This is a genomic window from Devosia sp. FKR38 (assembly GCF_005222805.1).
Classification (GTDB): Bacteria; Pseudomonadota; Alphaproteobacteria; order Rhizobiales; family Devosiaceae; genus Devosia.
Window position 1 is genome coordinate 515740 of the sequence record NZ_STGC01000005.1, and the last position, 15275, is coordinate 531014.

Annotated in this window: 14 protein-coding genes; 7 read left to right on the plus strand and 7 right to left on the minus strand. The window is 63.9% G+C overall.

The window, feature by feature from the left end; genetic code table 11:
* Nucleotides 1-407 precede the first annotated feature (407 nt).
* The 3 genes from E8M79_RS07575 to E8M79_RS07585 all read right to left on the minus strand — a co-directional run bounded on the left by E8M79_RS07575 (nucleotide 408) and on the right by E8M79_RS07585 (nucleotide 3182).
* A complete protein-coding gene (locus E8M79_RS07575) occupies nucleotides 408-1622 on the minus strand; it encodes a CmpA/NrtA family ABC transporter substrate-binding protein (protein WP_137151330.1) in 1215 nt (404 codons plus the stop codon).
* Between the two features lie 8 nt (nucleotides 1623-1630).
* A complete protein-coding gene (locus E8M79_RS07580) occupies nucleotides 1631-2221 on the minus strand; it encodes an ANTAR domain-containing response regulator (protein ID WP_137151331.1) in 591 nt (196 codons plus the stop codon).
* A gap of 91 nt (nucleotides 2222-2312) precedes the next feature.
* Entirely contained in the window at nucleotides 2313-3182 is an 870-nt protein-coding gene (locus E8M79_RS07585; RefSeq protein WP_137151332.1) for an NAD(P)-dependent oxidoreductase, read from the minus strand.
* A gap of 215 nt (nucleotides 3183-3397) precedes the next feature.
* Between E8M79_RS07585 and E8M79_RS07590 the strand changes: the two genes are divergently transcribed.
* The gene (locus tag E8M79_RS07590; RefSeq protein WP_137151333.1) at nucleotides 3398-3583 is read left to right on the plus strand and encodes a hypothetical protein; all 186 of its coding nucleotides are present in this window, start codon (nucleotides 3398-3400) and stop codon (nucleotides 3581-3583) included.
* Between the two features lie 110 nt (nucleotides 3584-3693).
* Entirely contained in the window at nucleotides 3694-4695 is a 1002-nt protein-coding gene (locus E8M79_RS07595; RefSeq protein ID WP_137151334.1) for an asparaginase, read from the plus strand.
* 71 nt (nucleotides 4696-4766) lie between these two features.
* On the opposite strand, the gene E8M79_RS07600 is transcribed toward E8M79_RS07595, so the two are convergent.
* A complete protein-coding gene (locus E8M79_RS07600; protein ID WP_171015774.1) occupies nucleotides 4767-6068 on the minus strand; it encodes a TIGR03808 family TAT-translocated repetitive protein in 1302 nt (433 codons plus the stop codon).
* Nucleotides 6069-6185: 117 nt separating this feature from the next.
* On the opposite strand from E8M79_RS07600, the gene E8M79_RS07605 reads away from it, so the two are divergent.
* Nucleotides 6186-7685 carry a helicase HerA-like domain-containing protein gene (locus E8M79_RS07605; RefSeq protein ID WP_137151336.1) on the plus strand — a complete coding sequence of 500 codons (1500 nt, stop codon included), beginning with the start codon at nucleotides 6186-6188 and terminating at the stop codon, nucleotides 7683-7685.
* Between the two features lie 5 nt (nucleotides 7686-7690).
* Nucleotides 7691-8251, plus strand: a complete 561-nt coding sequence (locus tag E8M79_RS07610) for an LOG family protein (RefSeq protein WP_171015775.1) — start codon at nucleotides 7691-7693, stop codon at nucleotides 8249-8251.
* A gap of 38 nt (nucleotides 8252-8289) precedes the next feature.
* Here E8M79_RS07610 and E8M79_RS07615 read toward each other — a convergent pair whose 3' ends face one another.
* The 3 genes from E8M79_RS07615 to E8M79_RS07625 form a co-directional block, all read right to left on the minus strand.
* A complete protein-coding gene (locus tag E8M79_RS07615; protein ID WP_137151338.1) occupies nucleotides 8290-8835 on the minus strand; it encodes a response regulator in 546 nt (181 codons plus the stop codon).
* A gap of 170 nt (nucleotides 8836-9005) precedes the next feature.
* Complete coding sequence (locus tag E8M79_RS07620) at nucleotides 9006-9611, minus strand: superoxide dismutase (protein WP_137151339.1); 606 nt, start codon at nucleotides 9609-9611, stop codon at nucleotides 9006-9008.
* 78 nt (nucleotides 9612-9689) lie between these two features.
* Nucleotides 9690-11786: a S9 family peptidase gene (locus tag E8M79_RS07625; RefSeq protein WP_137151340.1), complete on the minus strand. Its 2097-nt coding sequence runs from the start codon at nucleotides 11784-11786 to the stop codon at nucleotides 9690-9692.
* 265 nt (nucleotides 11787-12051) lie between these two features.
* Here E8M79_RS07625 and mbhE point away from each other — a divergent pair, with 265 nt between their 5' ends.
* From mbhE to E8M79_RS07640, 3 genes are read left to right on the plus strand one after another with little or no spacing between them, the layout of a single operon-like run.
* Nucleotides 12052-14475, plus strand: a complete 2424-nt coding sequence (gene mbhE / locus E8M79_RS07630) for a hydrogen gas-evolving membrane-bound hydrogenase subunit E (protein ID WP_137151341.1) — start codon at nucleotides 12052-12054, stop codon at nucleotides 14473-14475.
* Complete coding sequence (locus tag E8M79_RS07635) at nucleotides 14472-14897, plus strand: MnhB domain-containing protein (RefSeq protein WP_137151342.1); 426 nt, start codon at nucleotides 14472-14474, stop codon at nucleotides 14895-14897. The genes mbhE and E8M79_RS07635 overlap by 4 nt, the downstream gene beginning before the upstream one ends.
* Complete coding sequence (locus E8M79_RS07640) at nucleotides 14897-15274, plus strand: Na+/H+ antiporter subunit C (RefSeq protein ID WP_137151343.1); 378 nt, start codon at nucleotides 14897-14899, stop codon at nucleotides 15272-15274. Before E8M79_RS07635 ends, E8M79_RS07640 begins: the two co-directional genes overlap by 1 nt.
* Nucleotide 15275 lies beyond the last annotated feature (1 nt).

Below are 15275 nucleotides of genomic sequence, written 5' to 3' on the forward strand. Positions count from 1 at the left end.
TGTGGCGGCCAGCGCCTGCAGCACGCTGCGGCGGCGGCTGGCGGGACCCTGGCGGGTGGTCGTTGTCTGCGTCATCGAGTTCTCCATCTGCACCGGTCAGAAAAACAAAAAAGCTGCCAACGGGTCTGCGCAGGGTCGATTGACCGCATGCGGAACCTGTTGGCAGCTTTGCCTGGCAACGCCCAGCTTTGGACGTCAGTTCAAGGAGCGTCTTGGGAGGAGCGCCTTTCGGAGACTACATTGCACGAAGCGTGCCAAGTGGGTTCCAGCCCTCATTTGTGATATGGAGCAACAGTTTAGCGGGTTGAAGGCGACAACGCGCGTTTGACCTCAAATTGGGCTTGGGCCTAAAACGACGCCAATTTGCCCATAAAGCAGTCATCTTTTGACGGCTGCTCATTCCTGCCTCAGTCAGCGCTGCGCTGGCTGGCGATATAGGCGTCGAGCGCGTCGGGATCGAAGGTCGCGCCGTCAAAGAACAGGTCCGGCCCCATCACCAGCGCGCCGGAACTGCCGGCCACAACATGGTCCTGTGCATGGGTGCCGTCGGTCTTGCCATCGGCGATGGGCAACGGCACGCCCAGCGGCGCCAGGGCGGCGCGATAGAGGTCCGGGCGGAAGCAGGCCGCGGCGATGGCGGCATGGGCCGCGCTGGGCGCGACTTCGCCCCAGCGCACCATCTGCGAATAGTACCACAGCGCATGGCTCTTCCAGGGGAAGTTGGCGGCGCTGGAATGGGGCACATAAAAGCCCGGCACATTGGTGCGCAGGCCATTGCCGATATCGAGCCAGCCCGTCAGCGACCGGGTGACGATATCAGCCGTTGTGTTGAGATAGGCGGGGCCGGCCATGATGCGGGCGGCCTCTTCGAGGTTGCCGGGCTCTGCGCACCACTGCCCGGCGCGATAGATGGCGCGGATCACAGCGCCAACGGTCTCGGGATGCTCGGCGGCCCAGCTGGCGCGCATGCCGATGACCTTGTCCGGGCTTGACTGCCAGATCAGCGTCTTGGTGGTGACAATATGGCCGTTCTGCGTGGCGACGCCGATCGAGTTCCATGGCTCGCCCACGCAATAGCCGTCGATGCCGCCGCTGCCCAACGCCTCGGGCAAAAGGGGCGGGGGCAGCACGACGATCTCGACATCGCGGTCGGGGCGAATGCCGCTGGCGGCCAGCCAATAGCGCAGTTCGTAATTATGCGAGGAGGTCTGGTGCACCACGCCAAAGCGCAGCTTGCGCGGCGCGGCGGCGACGACCTTGGCCAGCGATTGGCCGGCCGGACCCGCCGCCAGATCGCCCGGCGCGCCAGCGGCGGCCATGGCGTCCCACACAGCGGCGCTGACCGTGATGGCATTGTTGCCCAGGCCACAGACGATGGGGGCAATCATCTCCGTGCCCAGCGGCGTCAGCCCCAGGCTGGCAGCCAGCGGCATCGGCGCCAGCATCTGCGCAATCTCGAAATGGCCCAGCGCCGATCGGTCCCGGACATTGGCCCAGCTGGTCTCGCGCACCAGGTGCAGCTCAAGCCCTTCGTCAGCGGCAAAGCCCTTCTCGCGCGCCAGCACCAGAAGGATGCTGTCGAGCAGGGGCAGGAAACCGGCAGTGAGTTGGGTCGGGGACATGGGCGTTCCTATGGACCAAGCAGCGCGGCTGCCGTCACGAGACTCTGGGCGATGTCGACCATGCGCCGGTTCTGGTTCATGGCTGTGCTGCGCAATAGGGCATAGGCATCGGCCTCGCTCAGATTGCGGCTCTTCATCAGCAGGCCCTTGGCCTGGTCGATGATCTTGCGGTCTTCCAATTCGCTGCGAGCCTGTTCCAGCTCGCGCGTCAGCTTGGCAAAGGCGTTGAAGCGCAGCACGGCCATATCGAGGATGGCCTTGACGCGTTCCTTGCGCAGGCCATCCACCACATAGGCCGACACCCCGGCTTCCACGGCCTTTTCGATCATCGCGCCATCGGAGCGGTCGACAAACATGGCAATGGGGCGCTGCACGGCGCGCGAGAGCGAGAAGAAGTGTTCCAGCGTGTCGCGCTTGGGATTCTCGAGGTCGATGACGATCACGTCAGGCGGGTTGGCGGCAATGGTGCGGCCAACCTCGTTGACGTCATGAATGCAGGCTACCCGATGATGTCCGGCCTCGCGCAACCCGTCCTCAATGATGGAGGCGCGGATGCGGTTCTCGTCAATGATCAGGATCGACAGGTCGGAATGCGGCATCGGCGACACATAGGCTGATGCCTAGAATAACTGCAAGAGACGAATCTGCGTAAAGCCTATGCATTTTCCTGCCGCCCCGGGCGGGTTTGCCTCAGGACTTGGCTGCCACTTCGTTGCGCCAGCTGTATTGTGGCGAGTAGCCCAGCATGCGCTTGGCCTTCTCGATCGACAGCAGTGTGCCATTGGTCGAGACATTGCCCTTGGTCGGCACGCCCGGGAAAACCTCAGCCAGCAGCGACATATTGGATCGGCTCATCACCGTATCGGCATTGGCAATGATAAAGGCTTCAAAACCGGTGAAATCGGCCTGGATCGCCCGCCGCACCGCCTGAGCGCCGTCGCGTGCGTCGATATAGCCCCACAGGTTCCATTTGCGCGCCACCGGGTCGCTGTCGAATTTTGGAAAGGCCGCATAGTCTTCTGGATTCATGACGTTCGAGAAGCGCAAAGCACAGATGCGCAAGAGGGGATCCCAGCGGCAGAACTGGGCGGCCATGGTCTCGTCGAGCAGCTTGCCCAGCGAATAGGCCGACTCTGGGCGGGGATAATACTCTTCATCCACCGGCGCATAGGGCGGCGGCGTTTCAAAGGGCAGGCCCAACACCGTCTCGCTAGAGGCGATGACCACATTGCGGATTTCGGCCAGGCGACAGGCCTCGAGCACATTATAGGTGCCGGGCACATTGTTGGCGAAGGTGCGGGCATTGCTGGCGAGGCCCGGCGCCGGAATGGCCGCCAGATGCACGACGGCGTCAAACGGGCCGCCGCGCTCGTCAATGCCTCCCAGAATCGCCTCAGCAACTTCACCGAAATTGGCCAGATCGACCTTCACGCTCTTGCAGATGGAGGTGTTGAGCGGCGCCTGGTCGATGTTGAGCACGTCGCAGCCATGCTCCACCAAGTCGCGCAGGACCGCGCGCCCCAATTTGCCACTGCCACCCGTCACCAGGACTTTACGCATACCAACCTCCTCATTTTGCAGGGTTTTCATGCTCCTGTCTTTGGCAAGCCTTGCATGGTTCGCCCCGGCTGCCAAGCCGATCACGGCCATTCGTTGCGGCGCCGCCTCCCGATTTTCGGCGATGAACGCAATCTGAACGGCGATCTCAGCATGGGTTCAAATGGGGCAGGGCATTGTCGGGTCATGGATCGCAACGCTCTTGAGGGAGAGACCAAATGACCAAGCAGCAGGAAAAAGTTCTCGTCGCCGCCTTGTGCGGTTTGGTGATCAGCGCCGTGGCCGCCTATGCCGTGCAGCCGGCTGTCGCCAGCATGCGCACCGTCGAGCGGACCTCGCCCTTTGCCACCAGTCAGACGGTCGGCGTGCTCACCCTCAACCTGCTGACCTCGACCGCCCGCTGAGGGCATCAGCGACCTCATAGCCTTTCTTGCCGACCTCCAGCCTCCCATGCACTGTTGACTTTTCCGGTCCTGCGCTGTGATGAAGACAGCCTGGACCGGAGTTTTTTGTCATGGATGCCAATCCCATTCTCGCCGAGACCATTCGTGGCAACTGGGTCGAAAACCGCCATCGCGGCGCCTATGCGGTGATCGATGCCGACGGGCGGATCATCGCCTCGGCCGGCGACATTGAGCGGGCCATCTTCCCGCGCTCGGCCATCAAGTCCATGCAGGCGCTGCCCATTTTCGCGCAGCATGCCGAAGACAAATTCCACCACACCTCGGCCGAGCTGGCATTGGCCTGCGCCTCCCACCATGGCGAAGACGACCATGTGGCCACCGCGAGCGGCCTGCTGGCCAAGCTGGGCCTGTCGGTAGCCGATCTCGAGTGCGGCGCCCACGCGCCCACCAATGCTGCCGCCCGCGAAGCGCTGCGCACCCAGGGGCTGGAACCCAGCGCCCTGCACAACAATTGTTCGGGCAAGCATTCCGGCATGCTCAGCGTGGCGCTGGCCATGGGCGTCTCGCCAATCGGCTATGTCGACCGCGAACATGCCGTGCAGAAACAGGTCCGCGCCGCCGTCGAAGCGGTGATCGGCGAGGCCCTGACCGAGGGCAAATGCGGCACCGACGGCTGTTCCATCCCTACCTTTGCCGCGCCGCTGCGCGCCTTTGCCTTCGGCTTTGCCCGCATGGCGACCGGCACGGGCCTGCCGCCCGAACTGGCGACGGCCGCGCGGCGCCTGTTCGACGCGGCGACATCCCACCCCCATCTGGTGGCCGGCACCGACCATGCCGATACCCAGCTGATGAGCGTGTTCAAGGGCCGGCTGATGCAGAAGGTCGGCGCCGAGGGCGTGCAATGCGGCGCCATCCGCGACAAGGGCTGGGGCTATGCGCTCAAATGCGACGACGGCAATATCCCGGCGTCCCAGGCCATGCTGGCCGGCCTGTTGCTCGAGATTGGCGATCCCGATGCCGAGCAGCGAGTTGTGCTGGAGCGGCTGGCGCATCAGCCGATCCGCAGCGTGCGCGGTGCCCTTGTCGGGGAACTGCGCGCCGCGACGGTCTAGCGCCGCGCCAGAGTCCTTTTCGGTCCCGACTCCGAACCGCAAAAGTGGTGTCCACTTGTGCTGGAAACGCTTTAGGGCGCGAGCCGCACATTAGGGTATTGTGCGGCATTGGCGACCAGGTCAGGTTCGACAATGTCCTTCCAGGCAAGGCCGACAATGTCGTGCTGCGCCTCCGAGACGCTATTGCCCGCCAGGGTCACGGTGCCAGCGCCATCGACCACACTGACGCCGATGCCAATCAGGCTCTTGGACACCACATTGCCCGAGATGGCGACATTGCGCAGATAGGGGCCATAGCCCGCACCGATGCCGACGCCCGGCACATTCTCCACCGTATTGCCCGTGATGGCCGTATCGGCCTCGGCATAAATGCCCAGCGGAATGGTATCCGGATTGACCGCCGACATCGGGGTGATGTTGCGCACCAAGTTGCCCAGGCACACCGCCAGCGCCCCGCCGACATCCAGATTGGTGATGGAAATGCCGGTGGCGGCGCCATCAATGACATTGTTGGCAATCACAGAGCCGGAGAATTCGAACTCTGAAAAGATCGCCACTTCGCCCGAGCGCAGGCAGCTATTGCCGATGACCTGGCAGTTCTTGGTGGCATTGAGCCGCACGGCGGTGAAGGCGCAGTCGGCTAGATGATTGTTGGCTACGATCACATTGTCGGCGCGGAACACATTGATCCCATTGCCGTTTTGGCCATTGCCGCCCTCGCGCCAATCGACATTGCTGATGCTGTTGCCGCTGACAATGGAGCCATCGGGGCCGCTCTCGCTGCGCCAGATGCGAATGCCGGCATTGCCACAATAGTCGATGCGATTGGCCTCGATGGTGAGGCCGCGGCTGTCCATGGCGTGGATGGCGGCATCGCCCATCTCGGTAAACCGACAGTCGCGAATGGTGACGCTGGCGTCGCTGATGGCCAGGCCTACGCCGCTGTTGCGGAAACTGCAGCGCTCGATGCGGATATCATCACTGGCTCCGATGGTCAGGGCGCTGCTGCCGCCGGAAAAACCAATGTCGCGCAGCACCAGGCTCCCGCGATCGGTGACGCTGATGCCAGCGCCATCGCCGATCTGGTGGATTTCGGTGCTGCCCGGCACGCCCTCGAGCACCATATTGCCCGGCAGGTCGAGGCCCTGCACCTCAATGATGCCCGGGGGCAGGCGCAGCGCTTGCCCACTGGCGGAGGCCTGCTCGAGCGCGGCCTGCAGCACAGCACTCTGGTCGTCCGCACTGCCGCCGACTACGCCCATAGTGGTGGCGTCGAGCACCGTGTCTGCGCGGGCAACCACCGGCAGGAGAGCGAGGGCAGCGGCGCCTCCAGCGAGGGCACTGCGGCGGGTCAAGGCAGGGACATGGGTCATGCTGCGATCTTGCCCGATCAGTGCGGGTCGCGCCATTGACATTGGAAAACAGAGTTACGAGTTGTCGCCCGCCCGCCGGGACGTCTATAAGAACGCAGTTTCCAGGGGTGCCGGACCATGCTCGTTGACGACAAGATCTTCCTCGGAACCAGCACCCAGCCGGAAAATCTCGTCCTGAAATATGGCAATCGCCACGGGCTGATCACCGGGGCCACCGGCACCGGCAAGACGGTGACCCTGCAGGTGCTGGCCGAGGGCTTCTCCGCCGCGGGCGTGCCGGTCTTCGCCGCTGACATCAAGGGCGATCTCTCCGGCGTCGCCAATATGGGCCAGGCCAAGCCCTGGCAGACCCAGCGCGCCCAGGACATTGGCTTCACCGAATTTGCCGACGCCCAGTTTCCGGTGATCTTCTGGGACCTGTTTGGTCGCCAGGGCCACCCGATCCGCGCCACCATTTCGGAAATGGGCGCCCTTCTGCTCAGCCGCATGCTCGAGCTCAACGATACGCAGGAAGGCGTGCTCAACATCGCCTTCAAGGTGGCCGACGACGAAGGCCTGCTGCTGCTCGATCTCAAGGATCTGCGCGCCCTGCTGGTGGACCTGCAGAACCGCGCCAAGGAAATCTCCGCCACCTATGGCAACGTCACCACTGCCTCGATCGGTGCTATCCAGCGGGCATTGCTGGTGCTCGAACAGCAAGGCGCCGAGAATTTCTTTGGTGAACGCGCGCTCGATATCAACGATCTGATGCGCATCGACCGCGACGGACGCGGCTTCATCTCCATCCTGGCGGCCGACGAGCTGATGCGCGCGCCGCGCCTCTACGCCACCTTCCTGCTGTGGATGCTGTCCGAGCTGTTCGAGGAACTGCCCGAGGTGGGCGACCCGGACAGGCCCAAGATGGTTTTCTTCTTCGATGAGGCGCACCTGCTGTTCGACGACGCGCCCAAGGCCCTGATCGACAAGGTGGAACAGGTGGTCCGCCTGGTGCGCTCCAAGGGCGTTGGTGTGTACTTCGTCACCCAGAACCCGGTTGATATTCCCGAGTCGGTGCTGGCCCAATTGGGCAATCGCATCCAGCATGCGCTGCGCGCCTATACGCCGCGCGAACAAAAGGCCGTGCGCGTCGCCGCCGAAACCTTCCGTCCCAATCCGGCCTTCTCGACCGAGGACGTGATCACCCAACTGGGCATTGGTGAGGCTCTGGTATCCGTGCTCGAAGCCAAGGGCGTGCCGTCCATGGTCGGGCGGACGCTGATCCGGCCGCCCTCGGCCCAGGTCGGCCCGATCCTGCCCGAAGAGCGCCGCAGCTATATCGCCAATTCGCCCGTCGCCGGGGTTTATGACACGGCGGTCGACCGCGACTCCGCCTTTGAAGTGCTGGCGCGGCGCGCCCGCGACAAGCAGCTGGCTGAAGAGCGCCAGCAGCGCGAGGAAGAGGACGCCAAGGCCGAACGCGCCGCCGAGCGCCGCTATCAGGATGATCGCCCGGTGCGCCGCTCCACGCGGCAGACCCCAGCAGAGGCGGCGATGAATTCACTGGCCCGCACGGTGGCCAATCGCCTGGGGAGCGCGCTGGTGCGCGGCATCCTGGGCAGTCTCAAGCGGGGGCGATGACCACCATGGACAGCATTGCAATGCCCGTCGTACTGGCCGTTTTCGCCTCCAACAAGGGGCCGGGCAACCCCGAGCGCGCCTCGATCATGAGCCAGGCTGGCACCTATTTCGCCAAGCGCGGCGCCAGCCTGATCTGCCTGGCCGAAAACGGCGACATTCCCATTCCCTTGATCACTGCGGCGCGTGCCGCCGGTGGCCAGGTGCAGATCGTGGGTGATGACACCATTGTGCTGCCCTCCGCCCTGGTCGGGGTGACGCTGGAGACGCTGCATACCCAGGCCGAGCGGTTTGCCCGCATGGCCGAACTGGCGCAGGGCCTGGTGGCCCTGCCGGGCTCGCTGGCCTCGGCGTCGGGCCTGTTCGGCACCTGGGCCGCGGCCAAGGCGCGGGCTCATGCCGTGCCCGTGGTTATGCTCAACCGCCACAAGGCCTTTGAGGTGATGCGCGGCTATGCTGCTGACGTGCTGTCGCCGGGCCTGCCCGGGCACGAACGCGCCATCCAGTTTGCCGATAGCATTGAAGATTTGTGGAGCCGTATCAGCCGGCTGGTGCAAGAGGCGCGCTAAGGCGCCCATTCGCGACTGAGACGGAGGCGCCGCTGGCGCTATCCTTCCAGGCCCGGATGCTGCGGTTTGCGCCGGTCAGGAAACAGCGGCACCACATTGTCAGTCGCGCGACGACCGGGCACTGGCTGCGGCACCGGCGTGGTGACGCGGTTGCGCCGTTCCGGTCCGCGATAGCCACCGAGCACGCCCACCACGCTGCGGGTGCGCAAGCGGGTCTGGATGCGCTGCAGCAGATGGCGCGGCGACATCGGCTTGATGATGACTTCATCGATGCCCGCGCTGATGGCCTGGTGGCGCATGGGCGCGGTGATCTGCCGGGTCAGGGCGATGACGGGCACATCCTGGCTGACCAGGCTGGAATCCAGCCTGATGCCCTCGACCATCTCATGAGCCGGACGCTCCTGGCGGTCGAAATCGCACACGAGCATGTCAATCGGGGCGATGCGCATATAGGCCAGCAGCTGGGCCTCGGCGTCGAACACGCGCACTTTCAGGCGAGAATCACCAGCCACCACCATCGCCAGCAAAGACGACAGGGCAGGGCTTGCCGCAATAATGGCAACGACCTTGGCTGGTTCTGTCACGAAGTCCCCTCACATTATGAACATTTCGTTAACATGGTCGCGCAGGCTGTTGAAGGGGGACGGGCGTGAATTGGCTAATTTCGCGGGGGAAACCGACCCCGCGAAAAAAAGCACCCGCCGGCAGCGGCCTGCCGGCGGGTTCCTGATCATATTGCCCGAAAGGGCGGCGCTTACTTGGCTTCTTCGAACAGCAGTTCGACGTGTTCCCAGTTCACCAGATTGTCGAACCAGGCTTCGAGGTACTTCGGACGGGCATTGCGGTAGTCGATGTAATAGGAGTGTTCCCACACGTCGACGCCCAGGATCGGGTGGCCACCGTAAACCAGCGGCGATTCGCCATTGGCGGTCTTGCTGACTTCCAGCTTGCCGTTCTTGAGCGACAGCCAGGCCCAGCCGCTGCCGAACTGAGTGGTGCCGGCCGCGATGAAATCGGCGCGGAACTTGTCAAAGCCGCCCAGGTCGGAATCGATGGCTGCAGCCAGCTTGCCCGGCAGCTTGTTGCCGCCGCCATTGGGCTTCATCCAGTTCCAGAAATGCACGTGGTTGTAGTGCTGGCCGGCATTGTTGAACAGCGGGGCGTTCTTGCCGAAGGCTTCCTTGACGATGTCTTCCAGCGGCAGGATTTCCAGCCCCGAGCCTTCCAGCAGCTTCTCGCCATTGGTCACATAGGCCTGATGGTGCTTGTCGTGGTGATATTCCAGCGTTTCGGCCGACATGTACGGACCCAGCGCATCATAGGCATAGGGCAGGGGCGGCAGAGTGAACTTGGTCGACATGGTAGCCTCCATTGGCAATGACGTGACGTCTGTGGCGGATAGTGCGATTGGTATATGGCGTTTTGATAGCGGCAACAATCAGTTGCTGGGCAAACTTCCTTCTACGCCGACGGCATTGAGCGCAAAAGCATAGCACATGGCTGTCTCCTTGAGCCGGTCAAAACGGCCCGAGGCGCCGCCATGGCCGGCCCCCATATTGGTGCGCAGATAGAGCGGCGCCGTGCCAGTGCGGACGGCCCGCAGCCGCGCCACCCACTTGGCCGGTTCCCAATAGGTGACGCGCGGATCGGTCAGGCCCGCCAGGGCAAAGATGGGCGGATAGTCCTTGGCCGCGACCTGCTCATAGGGCGCATAGGCGGCAATGCGGCCGTAGTCCTCGGCCGAGGCCAAAGGATTGCCCCATTCGGGCCATTCCGGCGGGGTCAGCGGCAGGGTCTCGTCCAGCATGGTGTTGAGAACGTCGACGAAGGGCACCTGCGCCAGAATGCCGGCCCAGAGATCGGGTCGCAGATTGGCGATGGCGCCCATCAGCATGCCGCCCGCCGAACCGCCCTGGGCGACGATGCGGCCCTTGGCGGTGAACTTCTCGGCGATCAGCATTTCGGCTGCGGCGATGAAATCTGTGAAGGTATTGGTCTTGTTCTCGCGGCGGCCACCGACATACCAGCGATAGCCCTTTTCCATGCCGCCGCGGATATGGGCCGTGGCGTGGATGAAGCCACGATCAACCAGCGACAGCGCCGAGATCGAGAAGTTCGACGGCATCGACATGCCATAGGCGCCATAGCCATACAGCAGCGTCGGGGCCGAGCCATCGAGCGGCGTGCCCTTGCGATAGAGAACCGTCACCGGCACAAGCTCGCCATCGCTGGCCCTGGCGAACAGGCGGCGCGTCTCATAATCGGCCTTGTTATGGCCCGAGGGCACTTCCTGCTCCTTGAGCAGGGTGCGCGTGCCAGTCTCGAGGTCAACGTCATAGGTCTGTGACGGTGTCGTGGGCGAGGAATAGGTGAGGCGGAACACCGAGGTGTCGAACTCGTAACCCACGGACATGCCCAGGCTATAGGCCTCCTCGGCAAAGCGCACCGTGTCTTCCTTGCCGCTGCGCAGGTCCCGGACGACGATACGCGGCAGGCCTTCGTGTCGCTCGAGGCGCAGCATGTGGTTCTTGATCACGATGGTGTCGAGGATCAGCACGCCCTGCTGGTGCGGGACCAGATCAGTCCAGTTCTCCGCGCCCGGGTTGTCGACCGGGGCGACGACGATCTTGAAGTCCTCGGCGCCATCGGCATTGGTGCGGATGAACAGCTGCCCGTCGCGCTCCTCGATATCATATTCGCGATCGGTGACGCGGGGCGCCACCAAACGCGGTGCGCCGCCGGTTTCGGCGTCGATGAGCCAGCACTCGCTGGTCTGGTGGTCATGGGCGTCGATGACGATGAACTTGTCGCTCAGCGTGCGTCCGACGCCGACGAAAAAGCCGGGATCCTGTTCCTCGAAGATGATCGGATCATTGGCCTGGTCGGTGCCCAGCACATGCAGACGCACGCGGTAGGGCCGGTGGTTGTCGTCATATTCGGTGTAGTAGATCGCCTTGCTGTCATTGCTCCACACATAGGAGCCGGCGGTATCAACGATCACCTCGGCACTGTCCGTGCCGGTCGCCAGGTCCCGAATGACAATATCATAGTATTCCGAGCCAGCGCGGTCGCCGGCCCAGGCCAGCAGGCGATGCGAGCGATCATGCTCGGCGCCGGCGAAACCGAAATAGCCGTCACCGGCCTCAATATTGCAGTCCAGCAGCACGGTTTCCGGGCCACCTTCGCGCGCAGTGCGTACGATCAGCGGGTATTGCTTGCCTTCCAGCATGCGCGAATTATAGGCGAACGGGCCATCGGGGCTGGCGATGCCGCTGTCGTCTTCCTTGATGCGGCCGCGGATCTCCTTGTAGATCGTCTCCTGCAGGGCCTCGGTGGGCGTGCCAAAGGCGGCCTCGAAATAGCTGTTCTCGGCATCGAGATAGGCGCGGATTTCCGGGTCAAGAGTCTCCGGCTTCTGCATGACTTCCTGCCAGTTCGGCGCGCGCAGCCAGTGATAGGGATCCTCCCGCTCGATGCCGTGGAAGGCGACGCGGTGCGGTTTGGTGGCGGCGACGGGCGGGACGGGCTTGGTCATGGAATGATCCGGGCTGAAGGCAGGAAACGGGCCGGCAATTACCGGGCGGCCCGCAGGCAGGTGGCTGACACATAGGGCGCGGACGCGCCGATTGCCAGCCCGGCGATTTCCCCAACAGATACTGGCACATCGTCGCGGCGTGTCCGTTTTGCCTTGTCCAAGGGCGATCATTGGTTAAGGTCGCACCAGTAAAGGACCGTGCAAGGTCCGCATTGGGTCGGGAGTTTGCCAGTTGGTGCCAAATCTAGACGCGAGCATAGCACTGGTGGCCATTGCGCCATTTGTTGCCGCCGCGTTGGCGCCGCTTGTCCATCGTTTCACAGCGCCGTTTTCCGGCTGGCTTCTGGCGCTGATTCCGGCAGCGATCTTTGCCTATCTGGTGTCGCTCGCGCCGCAGATAATGGCCGAGGGCGCCATCTCTGCCCGCATCGGCTGGGTGCCGGTGATGGGGCTCGACCTCTCGTTCTTTGTCGACGGGCTGAGCCTGACCTTTGCTGCGACCATTTCGGGCATCGGCGCGCTGATCATCCTTTACTCAGGCGCCTATCTGCGCGGCCACGAGCACCTTGGCCGCTTCATGGCGTTCCTGCTCGCCTTCATGGGCGCCATGCTCGGCCTGGTGCTGGCGGACAATATGCTGGCCCTGTTCCTGTTCTGGGAGCTGACAGCGGTCACCTCGTTCCTCTTGATCGGTTTTGACGCGGTGCGGCAATCGGCGCGGCGCGGCGCGATCCAGGCACTGGTGATCACCAATATCGGCGGCATGGCACTGTTGGCTGGGGTGATCCTGGTGCAGCAGATCACCGGCCAGTGGGAGCTGAGCGCGCTGCGCGAGCTTGAGGACGGATTGCGCGGTCATGGGCTCTATGGGCTGGTGCTGGCTTGCTTCCTCCTGGCCGCCTTCACCAAGTCTGCGCAGTTCCCGCTGCATTTCTGGCTGCCCAATGCCATGGAAGCGCCGACGCCGGTTTCGGCGTTTCTGCATTCGGCCACCATGGTGCAGGCGGGCGTCTATCTGCTGGCCCGCATCACCCCCTGGATGGGTGGCACCATGGCCTGGACCACGTTGCTGGTCGGCTTTGGCGCCGTGACGCTGCTGTGGGGTGCGCTGGCTGCCTTCAAGCAGACGGACCTCAAGCAAATGCTGGCGCAATCGACCATTGCCTCGCTCGGCCTTTTGGTCTTGCTGATCGGCCTGGGCAGCGAAACCGCCATCGCTGGCGTCGTGGTCTATTTTGTCGCCCATGCGCTCTATAAGGCCGGGCTATTCATGGTGGTGGGTGCCATCGACCACGAGGCCGGCACGCGCGACATCACGCTGCTTGGAGGGCTCGCTGACCGCATGCCGGTGACCTTCATTGCTGCGGGCCTGGGCGCTCTGGCCATGATCGGCCTGCCACCGACGATCGCCTTCTTCGCCAAGGAAGAAATGTATCTCGGTCTGCTGACTCCGGACTGGCAGGACATCGCCGTGCTGGTGGTGCTGGTGGCGGGCAATGCCCTGCTGGCGGCCATCGGCGCACTGGTGGCAATCAAACCGTTCCTTGGCCCCGAGGTCGCGACACCCAAGGCCGCCCATGAAGCCCCCCTTGCCATGCTGGTCGGGCCGATCCTGCTCGGTGCGCTGGGCATCGTCGCGGCGCTTATGCTCAGCGATTTCGCCCACAGCGTGCTGGAGCCGGCGGCCAGCGCCATTCTGAACGAAACGGTCAAGAGCCATCTGACCTGGGCTATCGATCTCATGAGCCCCGTGGTCTGGATCTCCGTGCTCACCTGGGGCTTGGCTTATTGGGCCTATCGCCAGGCGGACATGCTGCGCGTGCTGATGCGCCGCTTCGCATCGGGCCTGGGATTCACCGCCGACGATGTGTTCGACGCCGTCATGTTCGGCCTGATCCGCTTCGCTGGTGCGCTGACCCGGCTGCTGCACCATGGCCGGCTTGAAATCTACCTGGGCACCGCCTTTGCCATGCTGGCGCTGGCGCTGATGCTGCCGCTATTCGCGCTGGGCGGGATCGACGCCCTGCTGCCCACGGCCGAGCTGGGCAATTGGGCTGGCCGGCTCAGCTGGCCGCCACTGGCGATTCATGAATGGGGCGTGTTCGGCCTGGCGCTGATCGGTCTGGTCGCCATCGTGGTCTCACGCAAGCGGCTCTATTCCATCCTGGCCCTGGGCATCCAGGGCACGGCGGTGGCGCTGATCTTCCTGATCTTCGGCGCCCCGGACCTGGCCTTCACCCAATTCATGGTCGAGATCCTCTCGGTGGTGATTCTGGCGCTGGTGATGACGCGATTGAACCTCGAGGACGAGGACCCGCGGCCCTTCGAGGACTGGGCGCGCGATGGCCTCCTGGCCATTGTCTGCGGCCTGGGCGTGGCGCTGCTGCTCATGGTGGTGATCACCGGCGACCTCGACACGCGCCTGTCCGACTTCTTCACCGCAACCAGCGTACCGATCGCCCATGGGCACAATATCGTCAATGTGATCCTGGTCGACTATCGCGGCTTTGATACGCTGGGCGAGATCTCGGTGCTGATGGCGGCCGGGATTGCCATCATGGCGCTGCTGACCGGCCGCAGGCGCAAAACGGCCACCCCGGTCGGACCGGTCGTCTCTGCCACCGCTCCGGTGGAAGCCATTGAGCCGGTGCCGGCGCGCCGCACGCGTCGCAGGAAGGCCGCGCCATGAACACCATCATCTTCCGCACCATCGCGCCGCTGATCGTGGCCACAATGCTGGTTTTTTCCATCTATGTCTGCCTGCGCGGCCACAATGAACCGGGCGGCGGCTTTATCGGCGGGCTGATCGGCGCCTCGGCCATTGCCGTGCTGGGCATGGCTACCAGCGCCACGCACGCCCGCAAGGCGCTCTATTTCGATCCGCTGTCCTTTGCCGGTTTCGGCGTGTTGCTGGCCGGGCTGACTGGGCTGATCTCGATCTTCAATGACAATCCCTTCATGACCAGCATCTGGCTCTATCTCGAACTGGGCGAATCGACAGTGCCGCTGTCCACGCCCCTGGTGTTCGATATCGGCGTCTATCTGGTGGTCTTTGGCACCATCTCCTCGATCGCGCTGGGGCTGGAAAGCGATGAAGGGGAGGAGCCGTAATGGACTATGTGCTCGCGGCCCTGGTGGGCTGCTTTGTGGCGCTGGGCGTCTATCTGCTGCTGTCGCGCTCGCTGATCCGCATGCTGCTTGGCCTTGTGATCCTGGGCAATGGCGTGAACCTGTTGATCTTCACGGCTGGGCGGCTGACGCTGCAGGTGGCGCCCATTGTGCCGCCGGGGCTGGACCAGCCAGAGGGCCCCATCGCCAATCCGCTGCCGCAGGCGCTGATCCTGACCGCCATCGTCATCGGCTTTGCCATGTTCAGCTTCCTGCTGGTGCTGGCCTTCCGTACCTATCAGTCGCTCGATGCCGACAATACCGACACCATGCGTCTGGCCGAACCGGTCGATGCGCCCCAACCCCCGCTGAGCTATTGAT

Excerpts from the sequence above, each read along its gene's own strand:
- E8M79_RS07585 (WP_137151332.1), bottom strand. The coding sequence starts at position 3,182 with ATGCGTAAAGTCCTGGTGACGGGTGGCAGTGGCAAATTGGGGCGCGCG.
- E8M79_RS07590 (WP_137151333.1), top strand. The coding sequence starts at position 3,398 with ATGACCAAGCAGCAGGAAAAAGTTCTCGTCGCCGCCTTGTGCGGTTTG.
- E8M79_RS07620 (WP_137151339.1), bottom strand. The coding sequence starts at position 9,611 with ATGTCGACCAAGTTCACTCTGCCGCCCCTGCCCTATGCCTATGATGCG.
- E8M79_RS07625 (WP_137151340.1), bottom strand. The coding sequence starts at position 11,786 with ATGACCAAGCCCGTCCCGCCCGTCGCCGCCACCAAACCGCACCGCGTC.
- E8M79_RS07600 (WP_171015774.1), bottom strand. The coding sequence starts at position 6,068 with ATGACCCATGTCCCTGCCTTGACCCGCCGCAGTGCCCTCGCTGGAGGC.
- E8M79_RS07595 (WP_137151334.1), top strand. The coding sequence starts at position 3,694 with ATGGATGCCAATCCCATTCTCGCCGAGACCATTCGTGGCAACTGGGTC.
- E8M79_RS07575 (WP_137151330.1), bottom strand. The coding sequence starts at position 1,622 with ATGTCCCCGACCCAACTCACTGCCGGTTTCCTGCCCCTGCTCGACAGC.
- E8M79_RS07635 (WP_137151342.1), top strand. The coding sequence starts at position 14,472 with ATGAACACCATCATCTTCCGCACCATCGCGCCGCTGATCGTGGCCACA.
- E8M79_RS07580 (WP_137151331.1), bottom strand. The coding sequence starts at position 2,221 with ATGCCGCATTCCGACCTGTCGATCCTGATCATTGACGAGAACCGCATC.
- E8M79_RS07605 (WP_137151336.1), top strand. The coding sequence starts at position 6,186 with ATGCTCGTTGACGACAAGATCTTCCTCGGAACCAGCACCCAGCCGGAA.
- E8M79_RS07610 (WP_171015775.1), top strand. The coding sequence starts at position 7,691 with ATGGACAGCATTGCAATGCCCGTCGTACTGGCCGTTTTCGCCTCCAAC.
- E8M79_RS07640 (WP_137151343.1), top strand. The coding sequence starts at position 14,897 with ATGGACTATGTGCTCGCGGCCCTGGTGGGCTGCTTTGTGGCGCTGGGC.